This window comes from Planococcus sp. 107-1 (assembly GCF_021513255.1).
Taxonomy (GTDB): Bacteria; Bacillota; Bacilli; order Bacillales_A; family Planococcaceae; genus Planococcus.
On record NZ_CP090977.1, the window covers coordinates 3321349 to 3334418 of the forward strand.

A 13070-nucleotide genomic window follows, 5' to 3' on the forward strand; every position below is an offset into this window, starting at 1 on the left:
AGGAGTGAGTCCGATCAAAACGTTTCAGGAATTTTTTCAGCAATACATGTTAATGTACCGACCATTCGAAAGCCAGCTGAACCAGGAGCTTGGCAAGCATGGTTTACATAGAGCCCAATGGACCATTCTTTATTACTTGGTCAATGAAGGCCCATCCACCCTTGTTGAACTTGCGCATTACCAACGCGTCGAGAAACCGACCATGACACGCACAGTCAGCCGTTTGGAAGAATTGGGCTATGTCGATCACATCCCCGGCAAAGACCGCAGGGAAAAACGCATGCAGCTGACAGCTGAAGGCACCAAAGTCTACAAGAAAGTACGGGTGACCATCGATAAGTTCGAACAGGAAATTCTTGAAGGAATTCCTGAAGATACTCAACAGCTAATCATCGAATCGATGAAAGCGATCCGTATGAATTTAATCAATAAGGAGTCAGCGAAATGAACGAAAACAAACCTAAATTATGGACAAAAAACTTTATCGCCGCTTCCGGAATCAATTTTTTCCTCATTCTTATCTTCTATCTATTGATGGTCACCATTGCCACTTTTGCAGTTAAAGAATATGGCGCCACTACAAGTGAAGCCGGCCTCGTAACCGGCATCTTCATCATCGGGACATTAATCGGGCGTCTTGCTATCGGACGCTATATCGATAAGATCGGGCGCAAACGGACCTTGATCATCGGGCTCATCCTATTTACAGCCACCAGTCTCTTGTACTTCGTGCATCTCGGGACTGCGTTCCTCATCGTCACCCGGTTGCTGCACGGCATGACACTCGGTTTAGCGAGCACAGCTGCCGGAACAATTGTCGCGCAAATCATTCCGATGTCGCGTAAAGGGGAAGGGATCGGTTATTTCAGTATGAGCGCCACCATGGCAACGGCCATCGGACCATTTATCGGGCTGTTCATGAGCCAGCGCACCAGCTTTGAAACCATCTTTGCGCTTTGCCTTGCTTTAGGCGTCATCAGTTTCCTGATTTCCTTATTAGTGCAAGTTCCGCCATTGGAAGAAGCGCCAAAAGGAGACGACTCTAAAGGCTTTAAGCTTTCGAACTTCCTGGAACCAAAAGCGGTTCCAATTGCCGTCATTACGTTAGCGGTCGGCCTTTGCTATTCAAGCGTCCTATCGTTCATCAATTTCTATGCCATTGAAATTGACCTGGTCGACGCCGCCAGCTTTTTCTTTGTGGTTTATGCATTAGCGGTGTTGGTTTCCCGTCCCTTTACCGGGCGTTTGATGGATATCAAAGGAGCCAATTATGTCATGTATCCAGCCTTTATCCTTTTCGCCGCCGGCTTGCTATTGCTCAGCACCGCGGGCAATAGCGTTACGTTATTGCTTTCGGGTGCATTGATCGGTCTCGGCTTCGGGAACATGCAGTCCACGACTCAAGCCGTGGCCGTTAAATTGACGCCGCCGCATCGGATGGGGCTGGCAACTTCGACCTTCTTCATCTTTATGGATGCCGGACTCGGTTTTGGGCCTTATGTTTTGGGCTTCATCATTCCGTTGATCGGCTATAGTTCCATGTACGTCATTCTAGCTTTTGCAGCACTTGGTTTTGCCGTTCTGTATTACTTCCTGCACGGCATAAAAGAACACCGAACCAACCGCACAACCATTCTTCAATAAATAAAAAAAGAGGTTCCTCATCTCGAGGAACCTCTTCTATATTAAGACATCATTTGTTTGACAAGCTCTTTATTGCGTTTCTTGAAGACGTCGTTGTGCGAGGAAACCATCGCGATGCCGTTTGCATCCGGCTCGATGTATTTCTTCGCTTTATTGACCGCATTCGCTGCATCTTGGAAAGTGCCGGCAATGAGGTTCAGTTTCCCGGGGTGCTGCAGAATATCGCCTGCTGCGTAAAGCCCTGGAACCGATGATTCGCTGTTGGCGTTGCCTGAGATGTAATAGCCGTCAGCAATTTCAATATCCAGATCGCTTTCTTCCAATAAGGTCGCATCCCGTTCATAGCCATGGTTGATGATTACTTCGTCAATCGGCAATAAGGAAACCTCGCCGTTTTCCTGGTTTGTCAGTTCCACCAACTCAATCGCATCCCGTCCGTCCGAAGCGATCAATTTTGTGATGGTGGTATTCAGGAGGCAATGGGCTGAGCTGTTCATCAATTGTTTAACTTGCGCTTCGTGGCCAGCCAACTCACCTTTTCGGTATGTGACGAAAACTTTTTCAGCAATCGGCTCCAATTCGTTTGCCCAATCCACTGCGGAATTGCCGCCGCCGGAAATTAAGACAACCTTATCTTTAAACCGTTCCAGGGATTTTACTGTATAATTCAAGTTTGAGACCTCGAAACGTTCTGCACCTTTGATCTCGAGTTTCTGAGGGTTCAAGATTCCGCCGCCGACTGCAACGATTACGGTTTTTGAGAGATGGATTTCACCTGAAGAGCCTGTTAATTCGAACAGCCCTTTTTCATTGCGTGAAATCATTTCAACTTTTTCATTCAGCACGACTTCGGGATTGAAAGTCAGTCCTTGGGCAACCAGTTGGTCAATGAGCTTCGCTCCTTGAATCGGCATTTGGCCGCCAACATCCCAAATCATTTTTTCAGGATAGACATGAATCTTTCCGCCTAATTGCGGTTGATATTCAATCAGTTTCGCTTTCATCTCTCTCAACCCGCTATAGAAAGCTGAATACAATCCAGCCGGACCCCCACCAATAATCGTTACGTCGAAAACCTCTTGTTCCCTCACGTGATCACTCCCGTTTCACATATTTTCAATTGACATTGAAAAAATTTCATCTTATAGTATGTATTGTACCGAAAATGATAATCATTATCAATTGATTTGTTAATAAATTTTTGAGAAATGGAGGGCCTTCATTATGGTTCGTCTCTTTACAGAGGATTTGAATGTAAGTTATGGTGAGCGATTAATCGTAAAAGACTTAAGCATTGAAATTCCGGATAAAAAAATCACAACAATTATCGGTTCGAATGGCTGCGGCAAATCGACGCTTCTGAAAACGATTACGCGCATTATTTCCCATCAATCAGGTTCTGTTGTATTGGATGGCGGCAATATTGCCAAGGAAGGCACCAAAGCATTGGCGAAAAAGATGGCGATTCTTCCCCAGACGCCGGAAAGCGCCAATGGATTGACCGTTGGAGAGCTGGTCTCTTACGGACGCTTCCCTTACCAAAAAGGATTCGGCCGCCTTTCGAAAAAAGACTATGAAATCATCAATTGGGCATTGGATGTCACAGGCACACAATTCTTTAAATACCACCCGGTAGATGCTTTATCAGGCGGACAGCGCCAGCGCGTTTGGATTGCGATGGCACTCGCCCAGGAAACGGAAATGATTTTCCTCGATGAACCGACCACTTATCTGGACATGGCCCATCAGCTGGAAATCCTTGAACTTCTTGAAAAGTTGAACCGCGAACAGCACCGCACTATCGTTATGGTGCTCCATGATTTAAACCAGGCTGCCCGCTTCGCCGACCATATCATTGCGATGAAAGACGGCCAAGTGGTGAAAGCAGGAAATTGCCATGAAATCATCACACAACCTGTGTTAAAAGAAGTGTTCCGAATCGACGCAGAAATCGGCCTGGATCCGCGAACGCAAAAACCGATGTGCATTACTTATAACTTAATAAAAGGGGCTTGAATCATGTTAAAGAAATTAATCCTTCCATTTTTACTGATCGTTGTCATGCTGCTGGCAGCATGCGGAAATGATGAAGCAAAAGATGAAAATGCGGCAGAGAAACCGGAAGAGGATTCTGGAACCATCACATTTGAATCTGAAAACGGACCTGTCGAAGTACCTGCAGATCCTCAACGTGTCATCGTGCTGTCTACATACGCCGGTGATGTTATGGCGCTTGACGTGCCTTTAGTTGGCGTTGATTCTTGGTCGAAGATGAACCCTCGTTTCGATAAAGATCTGGAAGGCGTAGAAGAAGTGACCGACCAGAACCTTGAGAAAATCATCGAATTGGATCCCGATTTGATTATCGGCTTGTCTACGATCAACAATATCGATAAACTAGAAGAAATCGCTCCAACCGTGACATTCACATACGGCAAACTCAGCTACCTTGATCAGCATTTAGAGATTGGCAAGCTGTTGAATAAAGAAGAAGAAGCAAAAACGTGGATTGAAGATTTCCAAAAACGCGCTCAGGAAGCTGGAGAAGAAGTCCGTGCTGAAATCGGCGAAGACGCTACAGTTTCGGTCATCGAAAATTTTGATAAGCAATTATACGTTTTCGGGGATAACTGGGGCCGCGGCACAGAAATCCTTTATCAGGAAATGAAATTGAAAATGCCTGAAAAAGTAAAAGAAATGGCATTAGCTGATGGATTCTATGCATTGTCTCAGGAAGTGCTTCCTGAATACATGGGTGATTATGTCATCTTCAGTAAAGACAGCGAGCAAGATAATTCATTTGAAGAAACCGATTTGTTCAAAAATACGCCTGCTGTTAAAAACGGCCAAGTATTTGAAGCCAATGCAAAAGAATTTTACTTTAATGACCCCATTTCATTAGAGTATCAGCTTGAGTTCTTCTTGGAGAATTTTTTAGGCAAGTAATTTTAGAATCTGGACCATACAAAAAAGAGGGATTCTGCTTATGAGAATCCCTCTTTTCACTCTATAACAGAAATGATGGTAGACTATGCCCGGGAAAATGTCTTTTTCAATCAAAATAATAATCAGCCTCGCTGTATTCATCATCATGTTCGTTGCTTCTATCGTCTTTGGTGCAGCAGATATCAGCCTGAAAGATGTTTGGCTTGCCCTCTTCTCGAATGCCTCGAATGACAGCATTGCCATTATCCAGGAAATTCGCCTGCCGCGTGAATTAGCCGCTATTGTTGTTGGTGCCGCTCTTGCGGTTTCCGGTGCCATGATGCAAGGAATGACCCGGAATCCCCTAGCGGATCCCGGACTTCTCGGACTTACAGCGGGCGCTAACGCTGCTTTGGCCTTAACGCTTGCCTTCATCCCTGCGGCAAATTATTTCTGGATTACGGTTGCCTGCTTTATCGGAGCAGCGGCTGGCGCCGGCATCGTTTTCGGCCTTGGTGCATCCAAGCGCGGCGGCTTTTCGCCTTTTCGCATTGTCCTTGCGGGAGCCGCTGTGTCGGCCTTCCTTGCCGCTATTGCGGAAGGCATCGGCCTTTACTTTAAAATTTCAAAAGACGTCTCCATGTGGACTGCAGGCGGTTTAATCGGCACTTCCTGGGGACAATTGCAGATCGTCGTGCCGTTTATCGCCGTTGGATTGATTATCGCCATGATCCTTGCCAGACAATTGACGATTTTAAGTTTAAGCGAAGAAACAGCTATCGGCCTTGGGCAAAAAACAGGCTTGATCAAAGCCGTGCTGTTTTTTGGCATCACCATTTTAGCCGGGGCCGCAGTGGCCCTTGCAGGAAATATGGCCTTTATCGGTTTGATGATCCCGCATATCGTCCGTGCGATTGTCGGAACCGATTATCGTTTCATCATCCCGATGTCTGCCATTGCCGGTGCTATTTTTATGCTGTTTGCAGATTTGCTTGGACGCACGATCAATGCGCCTTTCGAAACGCCGGTCGCTGCCATCGTTTCCATTTTCGGCTTGCCGTTCTTCTTATTCATTGTCCGTAAAGGAGGGCGAGCTTTCTCATGATGCAACCTGCCTTATTGCGAAAACAACGCATACTTATGATAATTCTCTTGGCTATGATCCTTACCACGATTGTTCTGGGACTCAGTTTAGGCTATTCTTCCATCCCGATTGACCGACTGTTGCCCGCTTTTCTTGGAAACGGAACATTCAAAGAGGATTTCATCTTATTCTCTATCCGCTTGCCGCGCATTTTGATCACTTTGCTCGCCGGCATGGCTCTTGCGTTATCTGGTGCCATCCTCCAAGGAGTGACGCGGAATGACTTAGCAGATCCCGGCATTATCGGCATCAACTCCGGTGCTGGCGTTGCCATTGCTGTGTTCTTTTTGTTCATCCCAGTTGAAGCCGGTTCTTTCGTTTACTTGATGCCGGTTGTGGCATTCTGTGGCGCCTTGCTTACAGCTGTACTGATTTATGTGTTTTCTTATAGCCGCCAGACGGGCTTGCAGCCTGTTCGCCTCGTATTGACAGGGATCGGTTTTTCCCTAGCTTTGTCAGGTGTCATGATTGTCCTGATATCCTCTACCGAGCGGGGAAAAAGTCGACTTCATCGCAAGCTGGCTTGCCGGCAATATCTGGGGGGCCGATTGGCCGTTTATCTGGGCATTACTGCCTTGGCTGCTCATTTTGATCCCTTTCACTTTATACAAAGCGAATAAGCTGAATATGCTGAGCCTTAGCGAACCTGTCGCCATCGGCCTTGGCCTTTCCATCGAGAAAGAACGGATTGTGCTGCTGCTTGCCGCTGTGGCTTTAGCAGCTTCTGCTGTATCGGTTACGGGCGGAATTGCTTTTATCGGACTGATGGCACCGCACATCGCTAAATCATTAATCGGTCCGCGCAATCAATTGGCACTGCCGCTCGCTATTTTAATCGGCGGCTGGCTGCTGCTTTTGGCAGATACGATCGGCCGGAATGTTTTAGAACCTACGGGCATTCCAGCTGGAATTGTCGCTGCTCTGATCGGTGCACCGTATTTTATGTATTTATTGCTTAAAAAATAAAGCACTTGGGAAGCGGCCGCTTCCCAAGTGCTTTTTTGATTTTATGCAAATGCGAGTTCCGTTCTCGGTTCCGCTTCCGGTTTGCCGAAATAATAGCCTTGGAATAATTCATAGCCTTTTTCTTTCAGCCAATTGAAGTCTTCCTCGGTTTCCACCCCTTCAGCCAGTGGCACAGAACCCACAGCAAGCGCTTTTTCCAGGAATGACAAGGCAACTTTTTGCTTGCCAGTTTCCTCGGCGACGCCTTGTACATATTGCATATCAAGCTTCATGTATTTCGGTTTCAGCTCAGCCAATACTTCCGCCGTACTGAACCCTTCGCCCACATCATCCAAGGCGTAATTAAAGCCTTTTTCTTTGTAGTAGGTAAGGATTTTCTTTAAATGATCCAAATCGTCGACTTGTTCCGTTTCCACGACTTCAAATACCAATTGCTTAGGATCCACGTCCAATTGATTTGCCAAAAGCGTCGTAGAACGCAGGCAAAATTCTGGAGAATAAATCGATGTCGGAATGAAATTGATGAATGCTTTTTTATCTGCAAGTTTAGCTGCATATTTCACAGCGGTCATCCTGCACACCCGGTCAAGCGCGTATAAGCGGCCGCGGCTTTTCGCAGCCGGGAAAATTTCATTCGGATAAATCATCGAACCGTCTTCGTTCTTGAAGCGCGAGAGCATTTCATAAGCGAACACGTTTCCTCTTGCATCGACAATCGGCTGATAATGGCACGTGATCAACTCTTTTTTGATGACGTTATCGATCCATTGCATATCCATGACGGTTTCAATTTGAGAAAACGGCTTCCACTCTTCTTTGTTGATACGGAATTCGACTTGCTCCGTCACCATGAAGTGCTCACAAAAATCCATGAATTCTTTCGCGCCGGATTCCGGAATAACGATGCCCTGCTCTTTTTCTTTTACTTCTATATCTCTTCTCATTAAATGGTCAATGACTTGCGGCAGAATCGACTGATTCAATTCGCCTTCGACTTTAATCTCATACTTCAATTCATTAACGGAACAATTATTGCATTCCAAATTAGGATGGCCCCCTTTTTTCGTGTATAAGTTGAGTCTACTTCAAAATACCTAATTAAAGAAAGTATTTTGTACCTAACTTGCAGGAAATATTTATTTAAAGCAAAATCTTTTACTATTGAGAAGATAAATAGGATGGAAGTCTTTTATTCCGAGTAAACGACCTGGTATAATAATAAAAAAAGGAGGGCTCTTCTTGACCATTCCAAAACCGCTTGTGCAAACCAATCAAGCTTTTATCGTTTTAACCGTAATAATAGCTCTTATTTTCCATAAAGCGATTTTGCTTCTTCCTTTTGCAGTCGGCGTCTATACTCTGGCTACAAAATCCAATCCGGTCATCCGCTTCAGCAAACGATTCTTGAAAAATCCTCCCATGTCTTATATTCAGGAAGACAGAGACCAGCAATTGTTCAACCAATGGATTGCGACAATCTGCCTTGGCTTGTCGCTGGCATTTTTCGCTTTTGGCCTTACCATAATAGGCTATGCTTTTAGCATCATGGTCGTGGTTGCAGCAGGCGTGGCCCTCCTCGGATATTGCATCGGCTGTACCATCCGCTACCGTTATATGATGTGGAAGCATCATCGCACGAAAGCGGCAAATTAAAAAGGGGCTGTCCAATAAGTCAAATAAAGACTTATTGGACAGCCCCTTCTTTTCTAATAAAGCGTGTGATTATACTATTGCTCCTGCATCGCTGCGCTAGCTTCGTCGCAAAAAAGGAGTTGTCCCAAATTACTTTTGGGACAACTCCTTTTTCATACACTTATTTTGTTTGGCCATTGCCTTTAATCAAGTATTTCGTCGATGTTAAAGCTGGCAGCCCCATAGGGCCCCGTGCATGCAATTTTTGCGTGCTGATGCCGATTTCTGCGCCGAAACCGAATTCAAAGCCATCCGTGAAACGCGTAGAAGCATTGTGATAGACTGCCGCTGCATCTACTTCCATAAAGAACTTTTCAACATTTCCAGGGGCTTCTGAGATAATGGCTTCCGAATGTTTGGTGCCGTATGAATTGATGTGCCGGATCGCTTCTTCCACTGTATCCACCACTTTCACTGAAGCTTCAAGACCGAGGTATTCGGTCCCCCAATCTTCTTCCGTTGCCGGAATCACTTGTCCCCATTGCTGCACAAAAGAATCGCCATGAATCACGACTTCTCTTTCCTGCAAGGCTTCAATCAACTTTCCAAGATGGGCAGCCGCCCAATTTTTCTCCACTAAAATCGTTTCACACGCATTGCAGACGGATGGACGCTGCGTTTTCGCATTCAGTGCAATGGCGATAGCCATCTCCACATTCGCCGTTTCATCAATATAAACATGGCAATTGCCCGCTCCTGTTTCCAGAACGGGAACGGTAGAGTTTTCCACCACTGTCTTGATCAATTTAGCACCGCCTCTTGGGATTAAGACATCCAAGTGAGAATTCAGCTTGAACATATCGGATGCGGTTTCCCTGCTGGTATCTTCGATCAATTGAACCGCCTCGACCGGCAATTCGCTTCTTTTCAGCGCCCGGTGAATGACGGCAACCAAAGCTTTATTGGAATGGATGGCAGTTGAACTGCCGCGAAGCACCACAGCATTCCCTGTCTTCAGGCAAAGGCTCGATGCATCGACCGTCACGTTAGGGCGCGCTTCATAAATCATGCCAATGACACCGAGCGGCACACGGATTTTGGTCATTTCGAGACCGTTCGGCTGCTTCCATGATTCAAGCACTTCTCCAACCGGGTCCTCTAATTTGGTCAATAAAACCAGCGCATCCGCTATATCTTTTAAACGGTTTGCATCCAATCGGAGCCGGTCAATCAGCGAATCGCTCATTCCTGCAAGCTTGCCGGCAGCGATGTCTTTTTCATTTTCAGCCAGAAGAAAATCCTGTTCTTCCAACAGTTGACTCGCCATCAGCAACAAAGCTTTATTTTTTGCGTCAGTGGACTGTTTGGCCATTTCAGCAGCCGCTTTTTTGGCAAGCGCTGCTTTTTCTAAAAGGTCATTGGTTTTCTGAAGAATTCCACTCATTCACAACTGCTCCTTTCGGGTAGCGCTGAACCACTGGTCTCGATGGATGACGACTTGCCTTTTTCCCGTCTTCGTAATGACTCGGGCTTCCTCGCTGCACAACCCTTTAATTTCCGCTAAATCTTCCGAAGAGAAATTCACTTGCCCTCTGCCGATTACTTCGCCGGCTGGATTTAAGACTTCGACAACATCATCCGCGTTAAAGCGGCCGCCAATTCTTGTAATGCCTACCGGCAGCAAACTTCTTCCTTGCGCTGAAATTGCCAGCGCTGCTCCGTCGTCCACTTCGATTTTTCCTGTCGGCATCGAATGGAGCGCGAGCCATTGTTTGGAATTCTTGACCGTCGCCTGCGGATCGTCGCCGATGTATGTGCCATCGCCATTGCCTTCAAGAATCTGCACGAGTTTATCGCTGCCAGAACCCGTACCGATGAAAATTCGCGCTCCAAGTGCCAAAGCAGTTTGTGCCGCTTCGACTTTGGATTTCATGCCGCCGGTTCCCACCAGTGAACCTTCACTGGACGTGGCTTTGATCAGCTCATCCGGAATCTCCGACAAAAACTCATATTTTCCGGCTTCCGGATTCACGCGCGTCATCCCGGTAAATTCCGTTTACATCCGTCAGAATGATGAGCATCTGTGCTTGTACCAATCCACTGACAAGCGCCGACAGCATATCGTTGTCTCCAAATGTGAGGCCGTCTACGGATACCGAATCATTCTCATTGATGATCGGCAGCACATTGCGTTTTAATAATTCGGTTAAAGTCGCTGTCGCATTCTGGTAAAGGTCTTTGGCCAGCAGGTTCTGCTTAGTCAATAACAATTGGGCTGACACGATTTCATGTTTTTTGAATTCCTGAGAATAGGCGTGCAGCAATTGCCCTTGGCCGACAGCAGCCGCCGCCTGTTTTCCGACAATGCTGACCGGACGCGTTGTATAGCCAAGATCAGTAAAACCGGCCGCGACCGCCCCAGACGAAATTAAAATTACATCATGGCCCAATTCTTTTAACCGGGCAAGCGCCTCGACGTGTTCCTGCAATTTCTCCAGGCACAGGCCCCCATTTTTGTTCGTCAGCGAGCTGCTGCCGATTTTCACTATGATTCTTTTCTTTTTCACGCACCGACACCACCTGTTTGTATTCCGAGACTTTTCCGAAAAAGAATAATAGCATTATTATGCGTTATATTGAATTTTTAGTCAACAATATACTAGAAATCATTTCGGATTATTTCTTTTATTTTCTGGCTTTTCGACAATTTCAATTTACCTGTTATGTATATTTATTCTTTTTCAATGCATAATAAAAGCCCGAGAATGACTTTCTCAGGCTTTCGTAGAAATGGAATTGTTGAATTCGCAGCAAAACACCTTCAATGATGGCGTCCCGGAACTTCCTGCTGAGTTGGAGCACCTTGCTTCAAGCTCTCCATCTCCTGTTCGGACAATTCACCAACAATGAATTGCCAGACCGGGCTGACCAGCGAACCTTCGTTGCCGGCATGGACTTCCAGGTAATACAGGCCATCTTCTTTAAATCGGATATCCATCTGGTAGACGCCATTTCCGATTTCTGCCGCTTCTTCCATTGGATAACGGATTGAATGATCCTGTTTCCAAATTTCAAAATGGACAAACCCGGCGCCTTCCACCGGTTTTCCATCTTGTTTTAATACAGCTTTGACTGTCTGTGTGGTTTCTGCCGATAGCGGTTCCGGCATATCGACTTCCACTTGGAGCGGCTTTTCTTTTTTATATAAGTCTGCCGCATCCTCGCTTGCAGAACAAGCGGAAAGAATGCACAAACTGCTAAAGAACAACAGCAGTAAACGAATTGATTTCATCTGGATCTCCCTCTTTCACTAAGCATTCAACCATCGTTTAACTGCAGGCACGCGCTGGATGATTGCCCAATCCACAAGCCAAACAATCAGGATCGACAATCCGACCAATGGGAATAGAATCCCCAATACGATCATTAGCGCCAAGAATGGTTTTGTTTTGAAGATGGCCGGTGCTTTAGGAGCGCCTGACCCCTTTTTCGGTTTGCGCTTCCACCAAAGATAAATGCCGGTGAAAACGGTGAAAATCACCCCTAGGCAGATAATTAAACTGATTAACTGGTTAACCAATCCAAACTGCGATCCCTTATGAAGTGTAATTCCCCATGCCACTATTTTTCCGATGATTCCGTAATTGTCATACCGATAATCGGCCAAAACAGCACCTGAGTATTGATCGATATGCATCGTCGCTTCATCCTGTGCTTTCGGCGGGAAGACTGATAAGGTGTAAACCCCGTCTTGCTCCTGCGGTATGAAAATCGAATATCCCGGATAGATTCCTTGCTGATCTGCAATTTCCACTACTTTATCTATTGGCATGGGAATCAGTCCCTGCACAGATGAAAGCGGGACATCCAATGTTTCTGCTGCCCATGGAACTTCTGCAATTTCCTGGGTCTCGATGTCTGAAGACGGGGCATCCCCGATCCAGACTGACGGTGGATAGCCTTCACCGGAATTTGTGATGATGGCTTGGAAATTGTTTCCCCAAAAGCCGGACCACGGCAAGCCGGTCATTACTAGAAACAGCAGACCGCCCGTTAACCAAAAAGCCGGGACGGCGTGTAAATCGCGCCGAAGGATTTTTCTGCCTTTTCCAAAGCGGGGAAATAATACGCCGCCGAAGCCTTTCCGCTTTTTCGGAAACCACAGGAAAAAGCCTGTAGCCATGAGCACAATCGTCCAACAGGCAGCTAACTCTACAATGCGGTCGCCAATCTTACCGGTCATCAGCTCCCCATGAATCTCCTCGATTTTATCCATGATCCGGTCGTCGTCTTTTAATTCACCAACCGATTTGCCCGTATAAGGATCCATGAATACTGTAAGCGATTCTCCATTTGAACTGACCGTCACTTCGTTGGATCGCGCTTCATCTTCTCCGGGACGATATTTGGTGACAATTGCCCCTGGATACAAAGCCTGCACTTCCTCTAGCTGCGCCGAAACGGATACTTGCTCGCCCTGCGGCTCCACTTGGTAATAATCCGCGTACAGTACATTCTCAATCTCCGCCTTGAAAAGATAAATGGACCCTGTCACGGCCAATAGTACGAGAATCGGTGCAAAGATAATGCCCGCATAAAAATGCCAACGCCAAATGGTTTTATGGAGCTGATTATTTTTTGAACTTTTTTGTGCACCAGAAATACCTTTTTGTTCTTTGTTTTCTTCCATTTGGTTTTCCTCATTTCAGAAACTTACGGATTTCCGGTGAATTCCTGCAGTTTGATTTTTTACTTTATC

The 13070-nt window shown here is 46.2% G+C and carries 11 protein-coding genes and 2 pseudogenes; 7 read left to right on the forward strand and 6 right to left on the reverse strand.

What is annotated here, in order from left to right; all coding sequences use genetic code 11:
* The first annotated feature begins 52 nt into the window (after positions 1-52).
* Positions 53-448 (forward strand): MarR family winged helix-turn-helix transcriptional regulator, encoded by a 396-nt coding sequence (locus tag L0M13_RS17320; RefSeq protein WP_311195592.1) that lies wholly within the window; start codon positions 53-55, stop codon positions 446-448.
* Positions 445-1644: an MFS transporter gene (locus L0M13_RS17325; RefSeq protein ID WP_235197660.1), complete on the forward strand. Its 1200-nt coding sequence runs from the start codon at positions 445-447 to the stop codon at positions 1642-1644. Before L0M13_RS17320 ends, L0M13_RS17325 begins: the two co-directional genes overlap by 4 nt.
* A 41-nt stretch (positions 1645-1685) precedes the next feature.
* Here L0M13_RS17325 and L0M13_RS17330 read toward each other — a convergent pair whose 3' ends face one another.
* Positions 1686-2735, reverse strand: a complete 1050-nt coding sequence (locus L0M13_RS17330; protein ID WP_235197661.1) for an NAD(P)/FAD-dependent oxidoreductase — start codon at positions 2733-2735, stop codon at positions 1686-1688.
* Between the two features lie 133 nt (positions 2736-2868).
* Here L0M13_RS17330 and L0M13_RS17335 point away from each other — a divergent pair, with 133 nt between their 5' ends.
* The 4 genes and pseudogenes from L0M13_RS17335 to L0M13_RS17350 all read left to right on the forward strand — a co-directional run bounded on the left by L0M13_RS17335 (position 2869) and on the right by L0M13_RS17350 (position 6679).
* Entirely contained in the window at positions 2869-3660 is a 792-nt protein-coding gene (locus L0M13_RS17335) for an ABC transporter ATP-binding protein (RefSeq protein WP_052649651.1), read from the forward strand.
* A gap of 3 nt (positions 3661-3663) precedes the next feature.
* On the forward strand, positions 3664-4590 hold the full coding sequence (locus tag L0M13_RS17340; protein ID WP_235197662.1) for an iron-hydroxamate ABC transporter substrate-binding protein: 927 nt from the start codon (positions 3664-3666) through the stop codon (positions 4588-4590).
* An 85-nt stretch (positions 4591-4675) separates the two neighbouring features.
* Positions 4676-5674 carry a FecCD family ABC transporter permease gene (locus tag L0M13_RS17345; RefSeq protein WP_235197663.1) on the forward strand — a complete coding sequence of 333 codons (999 nt, stop codon included), beginning with the start codon at positions 4676-4678 and terminating at the stop codon, positions 5672-5674.
* Positions 5671-6679: pseudogene (locus tag L0M13_RS17350) on the forward strand (FecCD family ABC transporter permease). Before L0M13_RS17345 ends, L0M13_RS17350 begins: the two are co-directional and overlap by 4 nt.
* A 41-nt stretch (positions 6680-6720) precedes the next feature.
* Here L0M13_RS17350 and L0M13_RS17355 read toward each other — a convergent pair.
* Complete coding sequence (locus L0M13_RS17355; protein ID WP_235197664.1) at positions 6721-7722, reverse strand: EAL domain-containing protein; 1002 nt, start codon at positions 7720-7722, stop codon at positions 6721-6723.
* A 196-nt stretch (positions 7723-7918) separates the two neighbouring features.
* On the opposite strand from L0M13_RS17355, the gene L0M13_RS17360 reads away from it, so the two are divergent.
* A complete protein-coding gene (locus L0M13_RS17360) occupies positions 7919-8332 on the forward strand; it encodes a DUF4395 domain-containing protein (RefSeq protein ID WP_235197665.1) in 414 nt (137 codons plus the stop codon).
* 160 nt (positions 8333-8492) lie between these two features.
* Here L0M13_RS17360 and L0M13_RS17365 read toward each other — a convergent pair whose 3' ends face one another.
* From L0M13_RS17365 to L0M13_RS17380, 4 genes and pseudogenes are all read right to left on the reverse strand, one after another.
* Positions 8493-9755: a glutamate-5-semialdehyde dehydrogenase gene (locus tag L0M13_RS17365; protein ID WP_235197666.1), complete on the reverse strand. Its 1263-nt coding sequence runs from the start codon at positions 9753-9755 to the stop codon at positions 8493-8495.
* Positions 9756-10878, reverse strand: a pseudogene (gene proB, locus L0M13_RS17370) (glutamate 5-kinase).
* A 254-nt stretch (positions 10879-11132) separates the two neighbouring features.
* Positions 11133-11603, reverse strand: a complete 471-nt coding sequence (locus tag L0M13_RS17375; protein WP_235197667.1) for a FixH family protein — start codon at positions 11601-11603, stop codon at positions 11133-11135.
* Positions 11604-11621: 18 nt separating this feature from the next.
* On the reverse strand, positions 11622-13001 hold the full coding sequence (locus tag L0M13_RS17380) for a PepSY-associated TM helix domain-containing protein (protein WP_235197668.1): 1380 nt from the start codon (positions 12999-13001) through the stop codon (positions 11622-11624).
* Positions 13002-13070 lie beyond the last annotated feature (69 nt).

Coding starts and splice junctions, on each gene's coding strand:
- L0M13_RS17320 (WP_311195592.1), top strand. CDS start 53: ATGTACCGACCATTCGAAAGCCAGCTGAACCAGGAGCTTGGCAAGCAT.
- L0M13_RS17325 (WP_235197660.1), top strand. CDS start 445: ATGAACGAAAACAAACCTAAATTATGGACAAAAAACTTTATCGCCGCT.
- L0M13_RS17335 (WP_052649651.1), top strand. CDS start 2,869: ATGGTTCGTCTCTTTACAGAGGATTTGAATGTAAGTTATGGTGAGCGA.
- L0M13_RS17340 (WP_235197662.1), top strand. CDS start 3,664: ATGTTAAAGAAATTAATCCTTCCATTTTTACTGATCGTTGTCATGCTG.
- L0M13_RS17345 (WP_235197663.1), top strand. CDS start 4,676: ATGCCCGGGAAAATGTCTTTTTCAATCAAAATAATAATCAGCCTCGCT.
- L0M13_RS17365 (WP_235197666.1), bottom strand. CDS start 9,755: ATGAGTGGAATTCTTCAGAAAACCAATGACCTTTTAGAAAAAGCAGCG.
- L0M13_RS17375 (WP_235197667.1), bottom strand. CDS start 11,603: ATGAAATCAATTCGTTTACTGCTGTTGTTCTTTAGCAGTTTGTGCATT.
- L0M13_RS17380 (WP_235197668.1), bottom strand. CDS start 13,001: ATGGAAGAAAACAAAGAACAAAAAGGTATTTCTGGTGCACAAAAAAGT.